The sequence below is a fragment of the Streptomyces sp. NPDC048106 genome (assembly GCF_040706415.1).
Classification (GTDB): domain Bacteria; phylum Actinomycetota; class Actinomycetes; order Streptomycetales; family Streptomycetaceae; genus Streptomyces.
In genome coordinates this window covers 98,970-121,583 of record NZ_JBEZND010000005.1, presented here as the reverse complement: position 1 = coordinate 121,583, position 22,614 = coordinate 98,970, and the positions used below count along the sequence as shown (strand labels likewise).

Sequence of the window (22,614 nt, the reverse complement as noted above, 5' to 3'; positions counted from 1 at the left end):
AGGTCCGCTCGGTTACTGCGGGGGGTTGCCGTGCTTGCGGGACGGGAGGTCGGCGTGCTTGGTCTGCAGCATCGCCAGCGACTTCACCAGCACCTCGCGGGTCTCGGCCGGGTCGATGACGTCGTCGACCAGGCCGCGCTCGGCGGCGTAGTACGGGTGCATCAGCTCGGACTTGTACTCCTTGACCATCCGCGCCCGCATGGCCTCGGGGTCCTCCGCCTCGGCGATCTGGCGGCGGAAGATGACGTTGGCCGCGCCGTCCGCGCCCATCACGGCGATCTCGTTCGTGGGCCAGGCGTAGGTCAGGTCGGCGCCGATCGACTGGGAGTCCATGACGATGTAGGCACCTCCGTACGCCTTGCGCAGGATGAGCGAGATCCTCGGCACGGTGGCGTTGCAGTAGGCGTACAGCAGCTTCGCGCCGTGCCGGATGATTCCGCCGTGCTCCTGGTCGACACCGGGGAGGAACCCGGGCACGTCCAGGAAGGTCACGATCGGAACATTGAAAGCGTCACACATCTGGACAAAGCGCGCAGCTTTTTCGCTCGCCTCGATGTCCAGTACGCCCGCGAGGACCTGCGGCTGGTTGGCGATGATGCCGACCACCTGGCCGTCGAGGCGGGCCAGGGCACAGATGATGTTGCGGGCCCAGCGCTCGTGGACCTCCAGGTACTCGCCGTCGTCGACGATCTCCTCGATGACCTTGGCCATGTCGTACGGCCGGTTCCCGTCGGCCGGGACCAGGTCGAGGAGCACGTCCGAGCGGCGGTCGGCCGGGTCGGAGGACGCCACGCGCGGCGGGTTCTCGCGGTTGTTCTGCGGCAGCAGCGACAGGAGGTAACGCACCTCCGCGATGCAGGTCTCCTCGTCGTCGTACGCGAAGTGGCAGACGCCGGAGGTCTCGGCGTGCACGTCCGCGCCGCCCAGGCCGTTCTGGGTGATCTCCTCGCCCGTCACCGCCTTGACCACGTCCGGTCCGGTGATGAACATCTGCGAGGTCTCGCGGACCATGAAGACGAAGTCCGTGAGGGCCGGCGAGTAGGCCGCGCCGCCCGCGCAAGGGCCCAGCATGACGGAGATCTGCGGGATGACACCCGAGGCCTTCGTGTTGCGCTGGAAGATGCCGCCGTAGCCGGCGAGGGCGCTGACGCCCTCCTGGATGCGGGCGCCGGCGCCGTCGTTCAGGGAGACCAGGGGCGCGCCGGCCGCGATGGCCATGTCCATGATCTTGTGGATCTTGGTGGCGTGGGCCTCGCCCAGCGCGCCGCCGAAGATCCGGAAGTCGTGCGCGTAGACGAAGACCGTGCGGCCCTCCACCGTGCCCCAGCCGGTGATCACACCGTCGGTGTACGGCTTCTTCGCCTCCAGCCCGAACCCGGTCGCCCGGTGCCGGCGCAGCTGCTCGACCTCCTGGAAGGACCCCGGGTCCAGGAGCAGCTCGATCCGCTCCCGTGCCGTCAGCTTGCCCTTGGCGTGCTGCGCCGCGGTCGCCTTCTCGCTCGGGCCGGCCACGGCCCGCGCACGGATGTCGTGCAGTTCGGCGACCCGTCCGCGCGCGTCCGTCGGCTCGCCGGTCGGCTCACCCGTCGTCTCTTCCAAAACGGTCATGTAGCGACCTTACGAAGGACATCAAGGAAAGCGAGCCGTCGACTCCGTACAGTCTCCGGCCCGTTTTCCTGGTACCAGTGAACAGAACCACGGCGGCGTGCAGCCGTTCCGACTGCTCAGAGGCGGCTTGCGTTGTAGGGATGCCACAAAGGTACCGACAGGGGACCATCCCGCATTAGTGGGAACGCGCATGCCATCCCTGGAGTGACGGCACCCCTCGGACGGCCCCTCCGCCGCGACCCGCCCCCACGGTACCGGGCATCTCCCGACCCGTACGCCACGGTGACTTTCAGTCATTGACACACCACGCTGCGGATGATGTTGAAATCTAAACAGAATGGGTCTACCGTGTGAGTGGCAGGGTTCGTTGAACGTTAAACAGAATGGCTCCCGGAGGACACCATGGGCATCTTCAGCCGCAAGGACAACACGACCGCCACCGCCGCGCAGGCCGCCGGCCCCGAGCTGGCCGCGCTGACCGGCGACTACACGATCGACCCCGCGCACACCACGATCGAGTTCGTGGCCCGCCACGCGATGGTCACCAACGTGCGGGGCAGTTTCCAGGAGTTCACCGGCAGCCTCCACCTGGACGGGCAGAATCCGGCCAACTCGACCGCCACCCTGGACATCGAGATGGCGAGCATCGACACCGGCAACGCCGACCGTGACGGCCACCTGAAGTCGGCCGACTTCTTCAAGATCGACGAGTTCCCGGCGATGACCTTCCGCTCCACCAAGGCGGAGTCCCTGGGCGGCGACGACTACCGCATCACCGGCGACCTCTCCCTGCTCGGCGTCACCCGGCAGATCAGCATCGACCTGGAGTTCAACGGCGTCGCCAAGGACCCCTTCGGCAACGAGCGCGCCGGCTTCGAGGGCAAGACCGAGCTGCTGCGCTCCGAGTGGGGCCTGACCTGGAACGCCGCGCTGGAGACGGGCGGTGTCCTGGTCTCCGACAAGATCAAGCTGAACTTCGACGTCTCCGCGATCAAGAACGCGTGACCCGTCGGCGGCACCTCCGCATCCGAGCGTGCCCGGCGCCCCTGGACCAGGGGATGCCGGGCACGCTCTCGCGTTTCGCGGGTGTCGCGCCCGGCCGTCCGGGCAGACTCGGTCAGGCGACCGGCGTCGCGCACCTCGTCACCCAGGGCCGCGCGGCTCAGTTGCCGAAGCCGCCCCCGAAGTCGCCCCCGCCCCCGAAGTCGCCGCCCCCGCCGAAATCGCCGCCGTCGCCGAAGCCGCCGCCGAAGTCGTCGGGGTCGAAGTCGGTGCCGGAGACGTCGCCGCCCTGGTAGTCGCTGAAGTCGCCGTAGCCGACGCCGTAGTCGGCCGCGTAGGACGGGGTGGACATCATGCTGCCCAGCACGGTGCCGAAGAGCAGGCCGGGGAGGATGCCGCCGCCGAAGTAGCCGCCGGCCCAGGGGCCGTAGGCGGGGCCGGCGTCCCAGTAGGGGCGGCGGCCGTACTCGGTGTCGACCTCGCGGACCGCGGGGTCGTGGCCGTCGGCGAGGCGGGTGGCGTCGGCGGCGCAGACCGGGACCTCGCGCGGGGCGCCGCCGGGCGGGGTCCAGGCGGCGTCGGCGACCGAGGGGCCGTGGCGGGGGTCGAAGAAGCAGGGCGGGCGGCGCTCGGGCAGCGGGCGGCCCTCCCGGCGGGCGGCAAGCTGGGCGAGGGAGAAGCGCCCGTCCTCCAGTGCCTGGGTGACCGGGCGGACGTCCTCCGGCCTGGCCGCCTCGGCCATCCGCTGCTTCGCGGTCTCGTAGGCGTCCAGGGCGCGCTCGTAGTCGGCGCGCATCGCGTCGTCGGCGCCGGGTTCGGCCGGATGGAAGTCGAGGCGGTCGAGTTCCTCCCCGAACGCGGTGATGTCCTCGTCCACCACCACCCGCAGCCGGTCCAGCGCGGCCCGCTGTTCCGCCGCGCGCCGCCGCCGGCCCCGCCGCACCAGCGCGTACGCGCCCGCGCCGCCCGCCACCAGCACCGCGGCGACCGCGATCAGGCCCGCGCCGGAGCCGCCCCCGCCGTCCGCCGCGTGCCAGCTGCGCGGGGCGTGGCCGCCCATGTTGGCCAGGGCGCGGTCGGTGAAGTCGGTGAGCTGGGCCTTCGCGTCCTCGCCGCGGACGCTGCTCACCAGGTTCTGGCGGGCGGTCGGCGACATGACGGAGGCGTCGGCGCGGGCGTCGAAGCGGTCGCCGAGGCGGATGCCGTACAGGCCGGTGATGCCGGTGGCGGCGCGCAGGTCCGAGAAGAGGTTCGCGGTGGGGTAGCCGGCCGGGAGGACCGCGATGAACAGCGGTTTGTTCGCGTCCTTGATCCGTTTCGCCAGCGCGTCGGCGTCCGCCCGGGAGAGCTGGGCGGACGCCGCCGGGTCCACGTAGACCGGGCCGGAGCGCAGGGCGCGGGCGATCGCGGAGGTACCGGTGTCCGCGCTCGCCCCGGGCGCGAGGCCGGTCGCCAGGAGCAGGGCGAGCACGGCGAACAGCAGGACGGAGAGGCTTCGGGTCCGCGGGAGGGCCTTCATGTCTCGACGCTACCCGAAGCCCCCCGCAAAGGGTGACTCAGAGCGAACCGGTCAGGCCGCCCGGTACGCCTCCGTCAGCTTCTCCACCGCCTGCCCGTACTTGCCGGTCAGCAGCAGGTGGTCCGCGTCGGCGAAGGGCTTCGCCACGGCCGCCGTCATCCGCTCCCCCGCCCGCTGCTGGACCAGCAGCCGGGCCTGGGTGACCAGGTCCTGACCGGTGTGCCGGTCACCGCGCCGCTCCGCCGCCGCGGCCCGCGCGGCCAGCGACTTCCACGTGCCCGCGTCGGCGCGCGGCACCGTGGTGCCGGTGGTCAGGCCCCACCCGTAGGGGAACTGGGGGTCGTACGACGCGTCGCCCACGTTGATCGGCAGCTGGGACTCGGACTTCGGCCAGGTGACCGGGAGCTGTCCGGTGAAGGGGCGGTCGCCGTAGAGGACGTCGGCGACGCCCTCGCCCTCGGTGCCGGGCAGCCACGAGGCCACCAGGGAGTCGATCTCGCCGAGCCGGTCGCCGATGAGCTGGGGCCGGCCGGAGACGATCAGCACCACGCACTTCATGGCGCCGCACACCTTGTCCACCGCCGCCTGGTCGGCCGCCGACAGGGACAGCGAGTGGCCGTTGCCGACGTCGCCGACGCCCTCGGCGTAGGGGGTCTCGCCGACGACGACCACGCCGACGTCGTACCCGCCGGTCGGGGCGGAGGCGTCCTTGGAGTACGTGACGTCCCCGCCGGCCTGCCGCATGCCCTGGAGGATGGTGGTGCCGGGGACGGTGTCGCCCGAGGCGCCCTGCCAGGTGAGGGTCCAGCCGCCGGTCTGGTTGCCGATGTCGTCGGCGTTGGACCCGGCGACGTAGACCTTCTCGCTCTTCTTCAGCGGCAGCAGCCCGCCGCTGTTCTTGAGCAGCACCTGCGACTCGGCGGCCGCCTTGCGGGCGACGGCGCGGTGGGCCGGGGAGCCGATGTCGGCGGCGCCGCTGGTGTCGGCGTACGGGTGCTCGAACAGGCCCAGCTCGAACTTCTGGGTGAGGATGCGGGAGACGGCGTCGTCGATCCGCGCCTCGGTGACCCGGCCCGCCTTCACCTCGTCGACGAGCGTGCCGCTGAAGTCCTTGTACGAGTACGGCACCATCATCATGTCGACGCCCGCGTTCACGGCCGTGCGGACGTGGTTCGCGTAGTCGCCGGGGAGCTGGTCGATGGCGTTCCAGTCGCTGATGACGAAGCCGTCGAAGCCCATCCGGCCCTTCAGCTCGCCGTTGATCATGTCGCCGCGGGCGTGCATCTTGACCGCGCCCTTGCCGTCGCCGGTGATGTCGAGGGAGGAGAACGACGGCATGACGGTGCCGATGCCGCGCTGGACGGCGGTCTTGTACGGCGCCAGGTGGATGTCCTCCAGCTGCTGCCGGGTGACGGTGGTGACACCCTGGTCGATGGTGTAGGTGCCGGTGGTGGAGGAGCCGTAGGCGGTGCCGCCGTCACCGACGAAGTGCTTGGCGGTGGCGAGGACCTTGTCGTCGCGGCTGAGGTCACTGCCGTCCGCGCGGCCCTGGAGGCCCTGGATCACCGTCTCCATGGACTCCACGAGCGCCGGGTCCTCGCCGAAGGACTCGTAGGAGCGGCCCCAGCGTTCGTCGCGGCTCACGCACACGCAGGGCGCGAAGTCCCAGGGGACGCCGGTCGCGCGCACCTCGGCGGCGGTCACCGCGCCGGTCTGCTCGGCGAGTTGAGGGTCCCTGGTGGCGCCGAGGCCGATGTTGTGCGGCATGACCGTGGCGCCGTAGAGGTTGTTGTGGCCGTGCACCGCGTCCACGCCGTAGATCAGCGGGATCTGGAAGCGCGTCGCCTGCGCCCGCAGCTGGAAGCCGTCGATCATCTTCGCCCAGGCCTCGGCGGTGTTGGGCGTGGGCGTGGAGCCGCCGCCGGACAGGAGCGAGCCGAGGTCGTAGGAGGCGATGTCGCCGGGGGCGAGGCCGTCGCGCTCGGCCTGGGTCATCTGCCCGGCCTTCTCCGCCAGGGACATCCGCGACAGCAGGTCCGCGACCCGCTTCTTCACCGGCAGCTTCGGGTCGAGGTAGGGCAGTCCGTGCGCGTCGATGACGATCTGCGGCGTCTCGGCGGGGGCCTTGGCGCCGTCCACCGTGAGCTTGAGCGGGATCGTCTCGGCGGACTCGCCCGCCCGGTCCTTGCGGGTGGGCACCTCGACGGTCGCCGAGGCGCCCGAGGCGGTGCCCGCCGGGAAGGTGAGGGTGCCGGAGACCGGGGTGTAGTCCTGGCCCTCGGTGGCGGTGCCGCCGGCAGTGGCGTAGGTGACGGTCACCGGTGCGTCCACGGGCTTGTCGCCGGTGGTGGCCAGGGTGACCCGCACCCGGGCGGTGCCGCCCTCGACCACCGGGTAGACGGGCGCGTCGGTGCTGACGGAGGCGTGCAGCGCCTGGTCGGCCTTGCCGTACAACTCCACGTCATCCATGGCGAATTGGCCCTTGAGGCCGGTCGGCAGCGTGAGGGCGTACCCCCACATCTGCGTGAGGCCGAGGACGTGGTCGATGCCGCCGACGGGCTGGTAGTCGGTGCGATACGCGAAGTCGCTGAAGGGGAGCTGGATCTGCTTCCAGCCGGTGAAGTCGTCGGTGAAGGAGGTCGTCCACAGCTCGGACGCCTCGCCGTTCGCGCCGCCGTCCTTGATCTCGAAGGGGATCTTCTTGCCGTTGTCGTGCCCCTCCCACCAGAAGCGGATGCCCTGGTGGGCGGACCAGTCGTGGGCGGGCTGGTCCGCGGCGAAGTCATGGGTGAAGCCGCCATAGCCGCTGATGTCGTAGGTGCCGGTGAGCACCTTGGCGCCCTCGGGGGCGTCGGCGCGGTCGGCGAGGCTCAGCGTGGGCGGGTCGTCGGTGTCGCCGCCCCAGGTGAAGATGCCGTCGGCGGGCTGGGACGCGAAGGGCACCTCGCCCTCGAAGCGGTCGACGGGCACCGGCGGCGGATCGTCGGCGGCGTGCGCCGCGGCGGACAGGGGCAGCAGGGCGGCGAGCAGGGCCCCGGGGACGAGCAAGGCGGTTCTTGGCCTTCGCATGGACCTTCCCTCGGCTCTCATGTTTCACTCATGGCTTAGCTCACGCCGTGAGTTAACTGACGCCTCACCAACTCGTCAAGACCACGGGCCGGTTGCGCCGGTCCCCGTCAGCCCGCTCTGTCGACCCGAGAGGAAGGGCGACGCACCATGAGGAGATCCCCCCGCGCACTCCGGCTGCTGCTGGCCGGGCTGCTCTCCGCCGCCGGCTTCACCGCGGCCGTACCCCCCGCGCACGCCGCCGGTGAGCAGGTCACCGCCTGGCTCACCACCACCGACGACTCCGCCGGACGCCATGTCGTGCGCGGCCTCGAAGCACAGGCGCCGTTCGCCTTCCAGTCCGGCACGGGCGGTGGCGGCACCGACATCACCGTGGACGAGAACACCCGCTACCAGACCTTCACCGGTGGCGGCGCCTCGTTCACCGACACCGCGGCCTGGCTGCTGAACAGCGGCGGCGCCCTGTCCCAGGCGACCCGGGACGCGACGATGCGCAAGCTGTTCTCGCCGACGGACGGCATCGGCCTGTCCTTCCTGCGCAACCCGATGGGCGCCTCGGACCTGGCCCGTTACGGCTACACGTACGACGACGTCCCCTCCGGGCAGACCGACCCGGACCTCAGCGCCTTCTCGATCGCGCACGACCTCGCGGACGTGGTGCCGCTCACCCGGCAGGCGCTCCAGCTCAACCCCTCGCTGACCGTGATGGCCTCGCCCTGGACCGCCCCGGCCTGGATGAAGGACAGCGGCTCGCTCAACGGCGGCTGGCTGAAGGCGGAGGACTACGCCGCCTACGCGTCCTACTTCGTCAAGTACCTCCAGGCGTACCGGGACCAGGGCGTCGACGTCTCGTACGTGACCCCGCAGAACGAGCCGACCTGCTGCTCCGGCTACCCCTCGATGAGCTGGAACGCGAGCGGGCTGGCCTACTTCCTCAAGAACGACCTGCTGCCCCGGCTCCAGTCGGCGGGCCTGAGCACCAAGGTCCTCGCGCACGACTGGAACTGGGACACCTACGACTCCTACGCCGCCCAGTCCGTGGACGACCCGGCGATCCGCGACCACCCCAACTTCGGCGGCATCGCCTGGCACGGCTACGGCGGCGACGTCTCCGAACAGACGGCCGTCCACGACACGTACCCCTCGCTGGACGCCTTCGGCACCGAGCACTCCGGTGGCACGTGGATCGCCGACCAGCAGCACGAGGACATGGCGAACATCATCGACTACACCCGCAACTGGGCGAAGTCGGTGACCAAGTGGTCGCTGGCCGTGGACCAGGACATGGGCCCGCACAACGGCGGCTGCGGCACCTGCACCGGCCTGGTCACCGTGCACGACGGGGACGCGAGGAGCGGGAGCGTGGACTACACCGTCGAGTACTACGACATGGGCCAGCTGACCAAGTTCGTACGGCCCGGCGCCCAGCGGATCGCCTCCACCGCCTCCACCACCGTGCCCAACGTGGCCTGGCGCAACCCGGACGGCAGCAAGGCGCTGATCGCCTACAACGGCTCCTCCGCCGCGCAGACGGTGACCATCGACTGGGGCTCCCAGCACGCCACTTACTCGCTGCCCGGCAAGACCTCCGCCACCTTCACCTGGTCCGGCACCCAGTCCGGCGGCGGCGCCACCAGCGGCGCCTTCGTGGGCCTCGCCGGCAAGTGCCTGGACGTGGCCGGCGCGTCGAGCGCCAACGGTACGGCCGTACAGCTCTACGACTGCAACGGCACCGCCGCCCAGCAGTGGACCGTCCGGCCCGACGGCTCCGTACAGGCGCTCGGCAAGTGCCTGGACGTCACCTCGGGCTCGACGGCCGACGGGGCCAAGGTGCAGCTCTACGACTGCAACGGCACCGGCGCCCAGCGGTGGTCGTACGACGCCGCCACCCATGACGTGGTGAACCTCGCCGCGGACAAGTGCCTGGACGTCACGGACAACTCCTCGGCCAACGGCGCCCGCGCCCAGATCTGGTCCTGCACCGGGGCGGCCAACCAGAAGTGGCAACTGCGGTGACGAGCGGCCCCGGGGCGGCTGGGGGACGATGAGGGAGTCCGGCGTCCCCCAGCCGGTTCGTCGCTCGCCGAGGGAGCGGGATCATGCGCGAGTTCCTGGTCGACATCACCACCTCGGTGCCCGAGGGCACCACCGAGGAGCAGGTGGCCGAGCGGCGGGCCGCCGAGGCCGTCCGGGCCGGGGAACTGGCGGCCGCCGGTCATCTGTCGCGGCTGTGGCGCCCGGCCGGCGAGCGGCCCGGCCCCGGCAGCTGGCGCAGCCTCGGCGTGTGGCGCGCCGCGGACGAGGCCGAACTGCGTGAGAAGGTGCTCGGTACGCTGCCGTTGCGGCCCTGGATGAGTCTCACCGTCACCCCGCTGGAGTCCCATCCGAGCGACCCGGGCCGCGCCTGACGCCCCGGCGATCTGGAGACCCCATGACCACACCGCAGGACCTGTTCCTCGTCAGCGTGGACGTCCCCGGCGAGCGCCCCGTCGAGCAGGGCGACCTGTCGCTGGCCCTCGCGGGGGCCGAGCTGATCGACCTGCTCGGCACGCGGGCGCTCACCCTGGACGGCGAGCGCGTGGTGCCGGGGCCGGTGCTGACCACCGGTGACCGGATGCTGGACGAGGCGGACGCGGCGCTGGTGCGGGAGGAGCCGTACGAGACGGTCGAGGACTGGCTGTGGCGCCGGGGGCGCGGGCTCGCCGCCGCCTACCACGACACCCTGGACCGCGCGGGTCAGCTCACCGGTGAGCGGCGGCGCTGGCTGCCCCGGCGCGGCGGGGACGAGGCGCGGGCCGACACGCCCGCCCGGCGGCACGCGGCCGACCGCTGGTGGTCCCACGAGCCCGTCCTGGCGGGCCTCGCCGCCCCGCTGGGCATCGGCGAGGACCGCACGGACCGCGCCGAGTACACCGACGACGCGGTCCTCACCGTGCTGGCCGCCGTCGGCGACGCGGTCACCGAACTGACGGCCGTCCGCGAACGCCGCCGGATCGAACACGCCGCCTTCGACAACATCTGGCGGGCCCCCTGACCTCTCCGGACCCCGCTTCGGGGTGGGCCGGTGGGTGCTACGCCGCCGGTTCCACGCCGGCCCGCAGCAGACCGTAGGTGTAGGCGTCCTCCAGTGCCTGCCAGGACGCGGCGATGACGTTCTCCGCGACGCCCACCGTCGACCACTCGCCGGTGCCGTCGGAGGTGGAGATGAGGACCCGGGTGGTGGAGGACGTGCCGTGGCGGCCCTCCAGGATGCGGACGCGGTAGTCGACCAGTTCCAGGCCGGCGAGCTGGGGGTAGATCTTCTCCAGGGCGACGCGCAGGGCGCGGTCGAGGGCGTTGACCGGGCCGTTGCCCTCCGCGGTGGCGACGATGCGCTCGCTCTTGGCCCACAGCTTGACCGTGGCCTCGTTGGCGTGGCTGCCGTCGGGGCGGTCCTCGGCGATCGCCCGCCAGGACTCGACGTCGAAGTACTTCAGCGCCCTGCCCTCGGCCTCGCCGCGCAGCAGCAGCTCGAAGGAGGCGTCGGCGGCCTCGTAGGTGTAGCCCTTGAGCTCGCGCTCCTTGACGCGGGCGACGACCCGGCCGATCAGCTCGCGGTCGCCGCCGAGGTCGACGCCGAGTTCCTTGCCCTTCAGCTCGACGGAGGCGCGGCCCGCCATGTCGGAGACCAGCATCCGCATGGTGTTGCCGACCTGCGCGGGGTCGATGTGCTGGTACAGGTCCGGGTCGACCTTGATCGCCGAGGCGTGCAGCCCGGCCTTGTGCGCGAAGGCGGACACGCCCACGTACGGCTGATGGGTGGAGGGCGTGAGGTTGACGACCTCGGCGATGGCGTGCGAGATCCGGGTCATCTCGCGCAGCCGGCCCTCGGGCAGCACCTTCTTGCCGTACTTCAGCTCCAGGGCGGCGACCACGGGGAACAGGTTGGCGTTGCCGACGCGCTCGCCGTATCCGTTGGCCGTGCACTGCACGTGGGTGGCGCCGCCGTCGACGGCGGCCAGGGTGTTGGCGACCGCGCAGCCGGTGTCGTCCTGGGCGTGGATGCCGAGCCGGGCGCCGGTGTCGGCGAGCACGGTGGCGACGACGGCGTGCACCTGGGCGGGCAGCATGCCGCCGTTGGTGTCGCACAGCACCACCACGTCCGCCCCGGCCTCCGAGGCCGCACGGACGACGGCCTTGGCGTACTCGGGGTTCGCGCGGTAGCCGTCGAAGAAGTGCTCGCAGTCCACGAAGACCCGGCGGCCCTGCTCGCGCAGGTACGACACGGTGTCCCGGACCATCTCCAGGTTCTCGTCCAGCGTGGTGCGCAGCGCCATCTCGACATGCCGGTCGTGCGACTTGGCGACCAGCGTGATCACCGGCGCCCCGGACTCCAGCAGCGCCCTGACCTGGGGGTCCTCGGCGGCCTTGGCGCCGGCGCGGCGGGTGGCGCCGAAGGCGACCAGTCGGGCGTGCCGGAAGTCGATCTCGTTCTTGGCGCGGGCGAAGAACTCGGTGTCACGGGGGTTGGCGCCGGGCCAGCCGCCCTCGATGAAGCCGACGCCGAAGTCGTCCAGGTGCCGGGCGATGGCGAGTTTGTCCGCGACGGTCAGGTTGATGCCCTCGCGCTGCGCGCCGTCGCGCAGCGTCGTGTCGAAGACGTGGAACGAGTCGTCGAGCTCGTTGGTTGCCGTCTCGGTCATGATCTCAAGGCTCCTGTTGTGAATCTTCGGTCTTACCGGAATGACCGGCTCCACCGTCCCCCCAATACTCCCCCGCGCACGATTCACGGCTGAAGGTGGGCCGTAAAACGAAAAAACCCCTCGCGGATGCGAGAGGTCTGCGCGCGGGTCGAGGACGACGGTGGCCACCCGCACGTGGTCGTACGAGATGGTCACTGCGGACCGGCGCGCCTGCTGCCAATAATCGTGGCGAACGTAAGCACGGGGGAAGTCTGGCACAGCGCCGCCCCCGGCTCACCGCCCGTCTCAGGATGCGGTCGTCAGACTGGACTCATCCGCACCGGCGGCCCCCCGCGTTCCGGCCAGGTCCAGGTCCTTCGTCTCCCGCATGGTGACGTACACGACGAGCGACACAGCCGCACATCCCGCCACATACCAGTAGAAACCGGATTCGATCCCGGCCTTCTTGAACCACAGGGCGATGTATTCGGCGGTGCCGCCGAAGAGGGCGTTGGCGAGGGCGTACGGGAGGGCGACGCCCAAGGAGCGGACACCTGTGGGGAACAGCTCCGCCTTCACACAGGCGTTGATCGAGGTGTATCCGGTGACGATCACCAAGGCGAGCAGGGCGAGGCCGAGGGCGGGCCAGTAGCCGCCGGCGTGCTTCAGCAGGGTCATGACCGGCACGGTCAGGACGGTGGAGCCGACCGCGAAGGTGATCAGCAGCGGCCGCCGCCCGATCCGGTCCGACAGCGCCCCGGCGAGCGGCTGGAGCGCGGCGAAGACGATCAGCGCGGTGAAGGAGACGAGGGTGGCGGTGTTCTTGGACAGGCCCGCCGAGTTGGAGAGGTACTTGGTCAGATAGGTGGTGTACGTGTAGTACGCCACCGTGCCGCCCATGGTGAGCGCGATGACGAGGAACGCCTCGCGCCGGTACCGCCACAGGGCGCGCAGGGTGCCGCGCTCCCCGGCGGCCGAGGCGTCCTCGTCGTACACCTCGCTCTCCGGCATGTGCCGGCGCAGATAGAAGACGACGGCCGCGCCGAGGGCGCCGACGACGAACGGGATGCGCCAGCCGTAGCTGTGCAGGGCGGAGTCGGTCATGGTGCGCTGGAGCACGATCTGGAGGCCGAGGCCGATGATCTGGCCGACGGTCATGGAGACGTACTGGAAGCTGGAGGCGAAGCCGCGCCTGCCCGCTTCGGTGGCCTCGGTGAGGTAGGTGGCACTGGCCGCGTACTCGCCGCCCACCGACAGGCCCTGGAGCAGCCGGGCGACCAGCAGCACGAGGGCGCCGCCGTACCCGGCGACGGCGTACGTGGGCGCGACGGCGATCAGCACCGCCGAGGCCGACATCAGGGTGACGGTCAGCGTCAGCGCCGCCTTGCGGCCCCTGCGGTCGCCCACCCGCCCCAGCAGCCACCCGCCGACGGGCCGCATGAAGAACCCGACGGCGAAGATGCCGGCGGTGTTCATCAGCTGCGCGGTGGGGTTCCCGCTCGGGAAGAACGCCCCGGCGAAGTAGGTGGCGAAGCTGGCGTACACGAACCAGTCGAACCACTCGACCATGTTCCCCGCCGAGCCGATCCAGATCCGCTTCCAGTGTTGGAGTCCCATGGGCGAGTACCTGCCCGGCGCCGGAGCGGTCGATTCCTCTACATGGCAAGCCCCTCGTCGATGAACTCCCGCACGTGCGCGAGCACTTGCTCCCGGTCCGTCCCGCGCAGCCCGATGGCGACGTGGATGGAGAACCCGTCGAGCAGCGCACGCGCCCGCGTGGCGAAGCGGTCCGCGTCCACCTGCCGGAACTCCCCGCGCGAGATCCCCTCGGCGATCAGCGCGACGAGGTCCCGGTGCCAGGCCCCCTCGATGGCGGCCTGGCGGGCGCGGGCGTCGTCGTCGGCGTTCTGCGAGCGGTTCCAGACCTCCAGCCACAGGGTCCAGTGCGGATCGCGGTGGCCGTCGGGCACGTACAGGTCGACGTACGCCGCCAGCCGCTCCCGGACCGGGCCCTGGCCCGCGAGCAGCCGGCTCCGCTCGGCCCCGAGCCGTCCCTCGCTCCACTCCAGGGTCTGGAGCAGCAGCTCGTCCTTGGAGCGGAAGTAGTAGAGCAGATGCCCGCTGCTCATCTGGACCTCACGGCCGAGCGCCGCCATGGTGAGCTTCTCCAGGCCGCGCTCGGCGATCATGCCCATGGCCGCGGCGAGCAGTTCCTCGCGGGGCGGGGCGGGGGTGCGCCGGCGCGGCGCGGCACCCTCGCTCATGCGGGCACCAGCCGGACGGCGGCGGGCAGGAAGTGCGTCTCGTACGGCCCGTAGCACTCGGCGTACAGCGTCGCCACCGGCGCCCGGCACCCCGGGCACAGGAAATTGGGCCCCTCTTGACCGGTGGGTCCGCAGCAGCCGGAGTCGTGGCAGTCGTCGTCGGCCAGCAGGTGGCCGCGGGTGTCCTCGGGGTGCACCACCAGGGAGTTCCGGGGCCCGGCCGACATCAGGAAGCCCGGCCCGTCGGGGTCCGAGAAGGCGACGCCGGGGACCGCGTCCCCGACCCACTCGGGGTCGGGGTGCGGCACGAACGGCGTCCCCGACGGCTCGGGGTCCACCGCACAGCTCCCCCGCGGCACGGTGGAGGGGGCCTGCCGGATCCCGTCGGCGTCCTTCCGCCCGGTGTCCACGGGGCGCTCGGGCAGCTCGGGCAACAACCGGACCGGCTCGCAGAGCCGATGACCGCAGCAGACACAGACCAAGAGGTTCACCCGTACGTTCTACCCGACCCGGGTCGCCGACGGCTGCCGGGCGGCCGGTTCCCCGATGCCCAGGGGCGGCTGCCCCTGCGTCCAGATCGCCTGCACGGTCATCCGGCTGAACCGCCAGCCGTCGGCGACCCGCCGGAGCCCAGCCTCGAAGCGCCCGCCCACCATGAACAGCATGCCGTCGTGGTGGACATGGACCATCAAAGCGTTCCACGACACCCGCGCCGTCGAGGCGTCCATGTCGGCGACGATCCCGGACGCCATGTGCTGCGTGCGCTCGTACCGCCTGAGCGCCTCCTCCGTGGCGCGGACGGCATCCGCGCCACGGGCCGCCCCCAGCGGCGTCTGCATGCGTATGTCCTCGGTGAGAAAGCCATCGGCCCAGCCGTCCGTGAACCGCCGTGCGTCCAGCGCCCGGAAGTACCGGTCGACGAGGTCGCTGATCTCCGTCTGTTCAGTCTGCGTGATCACGTGCTCAGCCTCCGACCTCAAGCGGCCTTGAGGTCAAGCCCGGCGGGACCTCGGCTGCTGCTGCGTGATGCAGTGGATGCCGCCGCCGGCCGCGAAGATCCGGCGGGCGTCGACCGGGGTGACGGTCCGATCGGGGAAGAGGCGGCCGAAGATCGCGGCGGCGGTCTCGTCGCGGGGGTCGTCGAAGGCGCACAGGACGACGCCGCCGTTGCAGAGGTAGTGGTTGATGTAGGAGTAGTCGGCCCAGTGGCCGTCGGCCTCCAGGACGGTCGGCGCGGGGACCTCCACGACCTCCAGGGGGCGGCCGTGCGCGTCGGTCTGGGACCTGAGCAGGCCGATGACCTCCTTGGTGACCTCGTGGTCCGGGTGGGCCGGGTCCGGCTGGTGGTGGGCGACGACGACGCCGGGGCGGGCGAAGGCGGCGACGATGTCGACGTGGCCGAGGGTGCCGTAACCGTGCGGGGGATAGTCGGCGGTCAGGCCGCGCGGCAGCCAGATCGCCTTGCGGGTGCCGAGGTGGGCGTGGATCTCCGCCTCGACCCGCTCCCTCGTCCAGTCCGGGTTGCGCTCGGGGCCGAGCTGCACGCTCTCGGTGAGCAGCACGGTGCCCTCGCCGTCGACATGGATCCCGCCGCCCTCGTTGACCAGCCGCGAGGGGTACGTCCGCGCGCCCGCGAGGCCGGACACATAGGCGCCGATCTTCGCGTCGTGCTCCCAGCGCGCCCACTCCTGGGCGCCCCAGCCGTTGAACGTCCAGTCCACGGCGGCGAGTTCGCCCCGGCCGTCGGTGAGGAAGGTCGGGCCGATGTCCCGCATCCAGGCGTCGTCCAGCTCGCGCTCCACGGTGTCGATGCCCGGCCCGAGCAGCGCCCTCGCCTCGGCCGACCGGCCGGGGCCGCAGACCACGGTCACCGGTTCGAAGCGGCGGATCGCGCGGGCGACCGCGGCCCAGGCGCGCCGGGCGGCGGCGAGGTCGTCGCCGTCGTCGAAGGTGGGGTTGGGGCCCGGCCACGCCATCCAGGTGCGCTCGTGCGGGGCCCACTCGGCGGGCATGCGGAAGCCGTCGGCGGCGGGGGTGCTCATCTGGGGGTCCGTTTCGAGGTTCACAGGAAATAGAGGCGGTTGAGGGAGACCGAGTCGGCCGGCGCCGACCGCAGCGGCTCGCCGTCGAGGGTGACCAGGCCGGTGCGCCGGTCGACGTCGACCGTTCCGGTACGGGCGTTCAGCCTCAGGTCGGCGGGGCCGATGCCCCGGGTGCCGCGCACGGCGACCCGGCGGCGGCGCGTCGGCAGGGTGTCGTGGCCCTGGTCCACTGCCGCGCGGGCGACGAACGCGACCGAGAGGTCGGCCGCCGTCGCGCCGTACGCCCCGAACTGCGGTCCCAGGACGAGGGGTTCGCAGGTGTCGGTGGCAGCGTTCGGATCGCCGACGACCCCGTACGCCGGGAAGCCGGACTTGAGGACGAGCTGCGGCTTGGCGCCGAAGTACTCGGGGCGCCAGAGCACGAGGTCGGCGAGCTTGCCGACCTCGATGGAGCCGACCTCGTGCGAAAGGCCGTGCGCGATCGCCGGGTTGATGGTCAGCTTGGCGATGTAGCGCAGCACCCGGGCGTTGTCGTCGCCCTCGCCGTCGCCGTCCAGCGGGCCCAGCTCGGCCTTCATCTTGCCGGCCATGGCGAAGGTGCGCCGTACCGTCTCGCCCGCGCGGCCCATGCCCTGCGCGTCGGAGGAGGTGATGCCGATCGCGCCCAGGTCGTGCAGCACGTCCTCGGCGCCCATGGTGCCGGCCCGGATGCGGTCGCGGGCCATGGCGGCGTCGCCGGGCAGGTCGGGCTTGAGGTCGTGGACGGAGACGATCATGCCGTAGTGCTCGGCGACCGCGTCCCGGCCGAAGGGCAGGGTGGGGTTGGTGGAGGAGCCGATGACGTTCGCGACCCCGGCCATCTTCAGCACGTTGGGGACGTGTCCGCCGCCGCAGCCCTCGATGTGGAAGGCGTGGATGGTGCGGCCCTCCAGCACCCTCAGGGTGTCCTCGACCGACAGGCACTCGTTCAACCCGTCGCTGTGCAGGGCGACTTGGACGTCGTGCTCCTCGGCGACCCGCAGCGCGGTGTCCAGGGCGCGGGTATGGGCGCCCATGTCCTCGTGCACCTTGAAGCCGCTCGCGCCGCCCTCGGCCAGCGCCTCGATGAGCGGCGCCTCGTGCGAGGACGAACCCCGGCCCAGGAAGCCGATGTTGACCGGCCAGGCGTCGAAGGCGCCGAAGGCGTGGCGCAGCGCCCAGGGGGAGTTGACGCCGACGCCCCACACCGGGCCGAACTCCTGCCCGATGATCGTGGTCACGCCGGAGGCCAGCGAGGCCTCCATGATGCGCGGCGACAGCAGGTGGACGTGGGTGTCGACGGCGCCGGCGGTGGCGATCAGGCCCTCGCCGGAGACGATCGAGGTCCCGGTGCCGACGACGACGTCCACCCCGTCGAGGGTGTCCGGGTTGCCCGCCCGGCCGATCGCGCTGATGCGGCCCTCGCGGATGCCGATGGAGACCTTGCGGATGCCCTGCACGGCGTCGATCACCACGACGTTGCTGATCACGACGTCACAGGTCTCGCGCACGGCCGCGGCCTTGAGGTGCAGTCCGTCACGGGCCGTCTTGCCGAACCCGGCGAGGAACTCGTCGCCGTACCGCTGCGCGTCGGACTCCACCCGGATGGTCAGGCCCGAGTCGCCGAGGCGGACCCGGTCGCCCGCGCGGGGGCCGTGGGTGGCGGCGTAGGCGTGCGGGTCGACGTGGATCGCCCGGCTGACCTCGCGGCCCTTGGTGCGGCTCATCGGCCCGACTCCTTCTCCCCGTCGCGCGCGGCCCCCAGATATCCGCAGGCCGCGGCCCTGCGCAGCGCCTCGGCCCGGGCGCCCGGCGCGTCCAGCGGCCCGTCGACCAGTCCGGCGAAGCCGATCGCGATCCGCTCGCCGCCGATCGGCACCAGGCCGACCTCCTCGCTCTCCCCCGGCCCGAAGCGCACCGAGGATCCGGCGGGTACGGCGAGCCGCATGCCGTAGGCGGCCGCGCGGTCGAAGTCGAGGCGCGGGTTGGCCTCGAAGAAGTGGAAGTGGGAGGTGACGGAGACCGGCACGGTCGCGGTGTTGGTGACGGTGAGCCGGAGCACCGGTCCGGGATCGGCGTGCGCGGGGCCGGGCAGCAGCGCGCCGGGGGCGTCCGGGCCCAGGCCGCCCCCGATGGGGTCGGAGACCACCGCGAGCCGGGAGCCGTCGTCGAAGACGGCCTCGACCATCACCTCGCTCACCACGTCGGCGACGCCCGGCAGCACGTCCTCGGGGCCGAGCACCGAGCGGGCCGCCTCGATGGCCTCGGCGAGCCGCCTGCCGTCCCGGGCGGCCTCGCAGACGGTGTCCGCGATCAGCGCGGTCGCCTCCGGCACGTTCAGCCGCAGGCCCCGGGCACGGCGGGCACGGGCCAGCTCGGCGGCGCCGAAGAGCAGCAGCCGGTCGCGTTCCGTGGGGGTCAGTCGCACGGCGCGGCACCTCCTTCTCCGTCAACATTTTAGAGCAGCACTCTAAACACAGAGTTCAGAGAAGAGAAGGCCTGTCCAGGAGCCGGGACCGTGACGGATCGAACACCGCTCGATCGGGATGCGCACGCAGACGCACGAGGGCCGCCGCGGACTCCGTGGGAGTCCGCGGCGGCCCTCGTGCGGTGCCGTTCGGGCGCGTCAGCCGATCCGGTGCATCCAGCCGTGCTTGTCCTCGGTCATGCCCCGCTGGACGCCGAGCAGGGCGTCGCGCAGGCGCAGGGTGACCTCGCCGGGGGTGCCGTCGCCGTGGGTCCACTCGCCGCTCTTGGTCTTGACGTGGCCGATCGGGGTGACCACGGCGGCGGTGCCGCAGGCGAAGACCTCGGTGAGCGCGCCGGAGGCCGCGTCCGCGCGCCACTGCTCCAGGGTGACCACGCCCTCCTCGGCCTGGTAGCCGAGGTCGCGGGCGACCTGGAGGAGGGAGTCGCGGGTGATGCCCTCCAGGATGGAGCCGGTCAGCGAGGGGGTGACGATCTTGTCGCCGTAGACGAAGGCGACGTTCATGCTGCCGCTCTCCTCGACCTTGGTGCGGGTGACCGCGTCGAGGTAGACGACCTGGTCGCAGCCGTGCGCGGCGGCTTCGGCCTGCGGGAGCAGGGAGGCGGCGTAGTTGCCGCCGGTCTTGGCGTCGCCGGTACCGCCGGGGACGGCGCGGACGTGGTCCTCGGCGACCCAGATGGTGACCGGCCGGACGCCGCCGGAGAAGTAGGCGCCGGACGGGGAGGCGATGAGCAGGAACATGTACTCGTTGGCCGGGTGCACGCCGAGCGCGGCCTCGGTGGCGATCATGAACGGGCGCAGGTAGAGCGCCTCCTCGCCGCCGTGCGGCGGAACCCAGTCGGCGTCCTGGAGGAGCAGCGCGTCCAGGGCGGCGATGAACAGGTCCTCGGGCAGCTCGGCCATGGCCATGCGGCGGGCGGAGGTGCGGAAGCGGCGGGCGTTCGCCTCGGGACGGAACAGCGCGATCGAGCCGTCGGGCTGGCGGTAGGCCTTCAGCCCCTCGAAGATCTCCTGGCCGTAGTGCAGCACATGGGTGGAGGGGTCGAGGGAGATCGGGCCGTACGGCACGAGCTGGGCGTCGTGCCAGCCGCGGCCCTCGGTCCACCGGATCGTCACCATGTGGTCGGTGAAGTGGCGGCCGAACCCGGGGCTGGCCAGGATCGCCTCGCGCTCGGCGGCGGCGAGGGGACTGGCGGAGGGCTTGAGCTCGATCGTGGGCGTCGTCATGAGTGATTGTCCTTCACCGGTTGTTGTGACGGGCCGCGCTCACGCCTGACACCGGCTGGCGGCCGGTGCTCGGACGTCCGAGCTTTCCCTCATACCGCGGCTCCGCGTTCGATTATCGCTCGCGGTCCCCGGCGGACGGAACGGGGTGGGTGCGGCCCAGGGGTCGGGGTGGCGGCCCGGGGCGATGGTTTCACCCGGCGCAGACATGCGAAAGCCGCCGGGCGGTCCTGCGACCCGGCGGCTTCCTTCGGATGGAGCGCCGGGTCAGCCGGCTACTCGGGAGGCGAGCGCGTCGCCGATCTCGGCGGTGCTCCGGGCGGGCCGGTCCGTGCGCTCGGTGAGGTCGGCGGCGACGGCCGCGTCGATGCGGTCGGCCTCCGCGTCGTAGCCGAGGTGGCGCAGCAGCAGGGCGACGGAGAGGACCGTGGCCGTGGGGTCGGCCTTGCCCTGGCCGGCGATGTCCGGGGCCGAGCCGTGCACCGGCTCGAACATGGACGGGAACTCGCGGCCGGGGTTGATGTTGCCGGAGGCGGCCACGCCGATGCCGCCGGAGACGGCCGCGGCGAGGTCGGTGATGATGTCGCCGAAGAGGTTGTCGGTGACGATCACGTCGAAGCGCTCGGGCTGGGTGACCAGGAAGATGGTGGCCGCGTCGACGTGCAGGTAGTCGGTGCTGACCTCGGGGAACTCCTGGGCGACCTGGTGGAAGATGTTCGTCCACAGGTGGCCGGCGAAGGTCAGCACGTTGTTCTTGTGGACCAGCGTGAGCTTCTTGCGCGGGCGGGCCTGGGCGCGGGCGAAGGCGTCACGGACGACGCGCTCGACGCCGTAGGCCGTGTTGACGGACACCTCGGTGGCGACCTCGTGCGGGGTGCCCTTGCGGATGGTGCCGCCGTTGCCGGTGTACGGGCCTTCCGTGCCCTCGCGGACGACGATGAAGTCGATCTCCGGCTGTCCGGCGAGCGGGGTCGACACGCCCGGGAGCAGCTTGCTCGGCCGCAGGTTGACGTGGTGGTCGAAGGCGAAGCGGAGCTTGAGCAGGAAACCGCGCTCCAGGACGCCGGAGGGCACCGACGGGTCGCCGATGGCGCCGAGCAGGATCGCGTCGTGCCGCTTGAGCTGCGCGAGGTCCGCGTCGGTGAGGGTCTCACCGGTGGCGTGGTAGCGCTTGGCGCCGAAGTCGTATTCCTGGGTCTCCAGCTTCACATCCTGCGGAAGGACGGCGGAGAGGACCTTCAGACCCTCGGCCACGACCTCCTGGCCGATGCCGTCACCGGGGATCACTGCGAGATTGATGCTGCGAGACATGCGGGCACCCTACTCCTCGTCCCAGTTGATGACACGGGCCGTCCAGTATCCGGACGGCCCGTGTCGGTGCGAGCGGCTCGGGTGGGGTCAGTGGCCGGTCTGGCCGCCGTTGTCGCGGCGGTCGAGGGCGCGCTGGAGGGCGGCTGCGGCGTTCTTGCGGTCGGACTCGCTGGTGCTGGGCACGTGGCGGACGCGGCGGCGGACGGTCGTCTCGGCCATGGGAATCGACTCCTCGGACATGAAGGGAGCGCAGCGACGGGAGGTGTGCGACACGCCGGAGGGGCGGGGAGCGCGGGGCCGCAGGGGTTGCCTGCTCGGGGCCCGGCTCACGACCGCCATTCGCTGGATCGAGCGAGACGTTCGGCTTCTTCCAAGCTAAGGGAGCGGCCCGCGTCTGTCTGCCCAATTACTCGGACTTCCTACTATCTGAGACGGCGCGCCCCCGCACACGTCCCTGAGCTGCGCTTACGCGCGTCCGGGCGCGGGCTTTCCGAGCGAGCGCAGGGCCCGGATCAGGGCGCGTACGGCGCCGGTGGCGGCGAGTTCCGGGGTGGTGACGTAGCCGACGCCGCGGTACGGACGCTCCGGGCCGAGGTCGGTGATCCCCACCGACGGCGGCGCCCCGGTGAGGGAGAGCGCGGGCATGACGGCCATGCCGAACCCGCTGCCCACCATGGCCAGCACCGCCCCGTCGTCCTCGGCGCTGACGGTGGCCGCCGGGAGCCAGTCCTGCGCGGCCCACCAGTCGCGGGTGTGGGAACCGCAGTTCTCGGCCCAGTCCACGAGCGGCAGGCCCCGAGGGTCCGGGTGCCCCGCCGGATGCACCAGGAAGTACGGCTCCTCCAGCAGCACCGCGCCGACCAGCCCGGCGGGCGGCGGCCCATTCAGCGTGGCGATCCCGAGGTCGGCCCGCCCGGCGGCGACCTCGCCCGCGGCGCCGGCCCCCAACTCCCGTACGACGCCGACCCGCACCTCGATGTCCGGGTGCCGGGCGGCGAGCCGCTCCAGGGCGGGCGGCAGCAGGTGCAGGGCCGCGCTGCGGAACGCGGCGACGCGCAGCGGTCCGGCGATTCGTCCACTCTGCGCGCCGCGCACCTCGGCGGCCATCACCGCCAGCATCCGCAGCACCCGCCGGGCGTGGGCCGCGGCCCGCTCCCCGGCGGGGGTGGGCCGGGCACCGAAGCGGCCGCGTTCGAACAGCACGGTGCCCAGCTTGCGTTCGACGCCGCGCACGGCGTGGGACACGGCGGACTGGGTGGCGCCGAGCCGGGCGGCCGCGGCGGAGAAGCCGCCCTCGTCGGCCACGGCGACCAGGATCCGCAGCTCCTGCGGGGCAAGATCCGTCACTCGGGCGCTCCCACCTGCGTCCATGAGCCCGCTTCATGGATCAGCGGCTTCCATGAGCCCAACC

The 22,614-nt window shown here is 72.0% G+C and carries 19 protein-coding genes; 4 read left to right on the top strand and 15 right to left on the bottom strand.

What is annotated here, in order from left to right; genetic code table 11:
* Positions 1–12 precede the first annotated feature (12 nt).
* The gene (locus AB0927_RS06735) at positions 13–1,608 is read right to left on the bottom strand and encodes an acyl-CoA carboxylase subunit beta (protein WP_366666459.1); all 1,596 of its coding nucleotides are present in this window, start codon (positions 1,606–1,608) and stop codon (positions 13–15) included.
* Positions 1,609–2,010: 402 nt separating this feature from the next.
* Here AB0927_RS06735 and AB0927_RS06730 point away from each other — a divergent pair, with 402 nt between their 5' ends.
* Entirely contained in the window at positions 2,011–2,613 is a 603-nt protein-coding gene (locus AB0927_RS06730; protein WP_366666458.1) for a YceI family protein, read from the top strand.
* 157 nt (positions 2,614–2,770) lie between these two features.
* Here AB0927_RS06730 and AB0927_RS06725 read toward each other — a convergent pair whose 3' ends face one another.
* Together AB0927_RS06725 and AB0927_RS06720 are read right to left on the bottom strand one after the other, a co-directional pair.
* Positions 2,771–4,129 (bottom strand): hypothetical protein, encoded by a 1,359-nt coding sequence (locus AB0927_RS06725; protein WP_366666457.1) that lies wholly within the window; start codon positions 4,127–4,129, stop codon positions 2,771–2,773.
* A 51-nt stretch (positions 4,130–4,180) separates the two neighbouring features.
* Positions 4,181–7,198, bottom strand: coding sequence for a glycoside hydrolase family 3 N-terminal domain-containing protein (locus AB0927_RS06720; RefSeq protein WP_366666456.1), 3,018 nt, complete (start codon positions 7,196–7,198; stop codon positions 4,181–4,183).
* Between the two features lie 147 nt (positions 7,199–7,345).
* Here AB0927_RS06720 and AB0927_RS06715 point away from each other — a divergent pair, with 147 nt between their 5' ends.
* The 3 genes from AB0927_RS06715 to AB0927_RS06705 all read left to right on the top strand — a co-directional run bounded on the left by AB0927_RS06715 (position 7,346) and on the right by AB0927_RS06705 (position 10,229).
* Positions 7,346–9,211, top strand: coding sequence for a ricin-type beta-trefoil lectin domain protein (locus tag AB0927_RS06715; RefSeq protein ID WP_366666455.1), 1,866 nt, complete (start codon positions 7,346–7,348; stop codon positions 9,209–9,211).
* 83 nt (positions 9,212–9,294) lie between these two features.
* Entirely contained in the window at positions 9,295–9,603 is a 309-nt protein-coding gene (locus AB0927_RS06710) for a muconolactone Delta-isomerase family protein (protein WP_366666454.1), read from the top strand.
* Positions 9,604–9,626: 23 nt separating this feature from the next.
* Entirely contained in the window at positions 9,627–10,229 is a 603-nt protein-coding gene (locus tag AB0927_RS06705; protein ID WP_366666453.1) for a GPP34 family phosphoprotein, read from the top strand.
* 37 nt (positions 10,230–10,266) lie between these two features.
* Here AB0927_RS06705 and cimA read toward each other — a convergent pair whose 3' ends face one another.
* From cimA to AB0927_RS06645, 12 genes are all read right to left on the bottom strand, one after another.
* Positions 10,267–11,877 (bottom strand): citramalate synthase, encoded by a 1,611-nt coding sequence (gene cimA, locus AB0927_RS06700; protein WP_366666452.1) that lies wholly within the window; start codon positions 11,875–11,877, stop codon positions 10,267–10,269.
* A 285-nt stretch (positions 11,878–12,162) separates the two neighbouring features.
* Positions 12,163–13,473, bottom strand: a complete 1,311-nt coding sequence (locus AB0927_RS06695) for an MFS transporter (protein ID WP_366666451.1) — start codon at positions 13,471–13,473, stop codon at positions 12,163–12,165.
* A 38-nt stretch (positions 13,474–13,511) separates the two neighbouring features.
* Positions 13,512–14,120, bottom strand: coding sequence for a TetR/AcrR family transcriptional regulator (locus tag AB0927_RS06690; RefSeq protein ID WP_366666450.1), 609 nt, complete (start codon positions 14,118–14,120; stop codon positions 13,512–13,514).
* Positions 14,117–14,611 (bottom strand): hypothetical protein, encoded by a 495-nt coding sequence (locus tag AB0927_RS06685; protein ID WP_366666449.1) that lies wholly within the window; start codon positions 14,609–14,611, stop codon positions 14,117–14,119. The genes AB0927_RS06690 and AB0927_RS06685 overlap by 4 nt, the downstream gene beginning before the upstream one ends.
* Before the next feature lie 9 nt (positions 14,612–14,620).
* Positions 14,621–15,079 carry a nuclear transport factor 2 family protein gene (locus tag AB0927_RS06680; protein WP_366666448.1) on the bottom strand — a complete coding sequence of 153 codons (459 nt, stop codon included), beginning with the start codon at positions 15,077–15,079 and terminating at the stop codon, positions 14,621–14,623.
* Between the two features lie 33 nt (positions 15,080–15,112).
* Positions 15,113–16,162: an agmatine deiminase family protein gene (locus AB0927_RS06675; RefSeq protein WP_366666447.1), complete on the bottom strand. Its 1,050-nt coding sequence runs from the start codon at positions 16,160–16,162 to the stop codon at positions 15,113–15,115.
* 20 nt (positions 16,163–16,182) lie between these two features.
* Positions 16,183–17,907 carry an urease subunit alpha gene (locus AB0927_RS06670; protein WP_366666446.1) on the bottom strand — a complete coding sequence of 575 codons (1,725 nt, stop codon included), beginning with the start codon at positions 17,905–17,907 and terminating at the stop codon, positions 16,183–16,185.
* Positions 17,904–18,608, bottom strand: coding sequence for an urease subunit gamma (gene ureA / locus AB0927_RS06665; protein WP_366666445.1), 705 nt, complete (start codon positions 18,606–18,608; stop codon positions 17,904–17,906). Before ureA ends, AB0927_RS06670 begins: the two co-directional genes overlap by 4 nt.
* A 198-nt stretch (positions 18,609–18,806) precedes the next feature.
* Complete coding sequence (locus tag AB0927_RS06660) at positions 18,807–19,895, bottom strand: branched-chain amino acid aminotransferase (RefSeq protein ID WP_366666444.1); 1,089 nt, start codon at positions 19,893–19,895, stop codon at positions 18,807–18,809.
* A 264-nt stretch (positions 19,896–20,159) separates the two neighbouring features.
* Positions 20,160–21,203, bottom strand: coding sequence for a 3-isopropylmalate dehydrogenase (locus tag AB0927_RS06655; RefSeq protein ID WP_366666443.1), 1,044 nt, complete (start codon positions 21,201–21,203; stop codon positions 20,160–20,162).
* Between the two features lie 87 nt (positions 21,204–21,290).
* Positions 21,291–21,422, bottom strand: a complete 132-nt coding sequence (locus tag AB0927_RS06650) for a hypothetical protein (RefSeq protein ID WP_285560097.1) — start codon at positions 21,420–21,422, stop codon at positions 21,291–21,293.
* A 246-nt stretch (positions 21,423–21,668) separates the two neighbouring features.
* The gene (locus AB0927_RS06645; protein ID WP_366666442.1) at positions 21,669–22,574 is read right to left on the bottom strand and encodes a LysR family transcriptional regulator; all 906 of its coding nucleotides are present in this window, start codon (positions 22,572–22,574) and stop codon (positions 21,669–21,671) included.
* Positions 22,575–22,614: the final 40 nt, after the last annotated feature.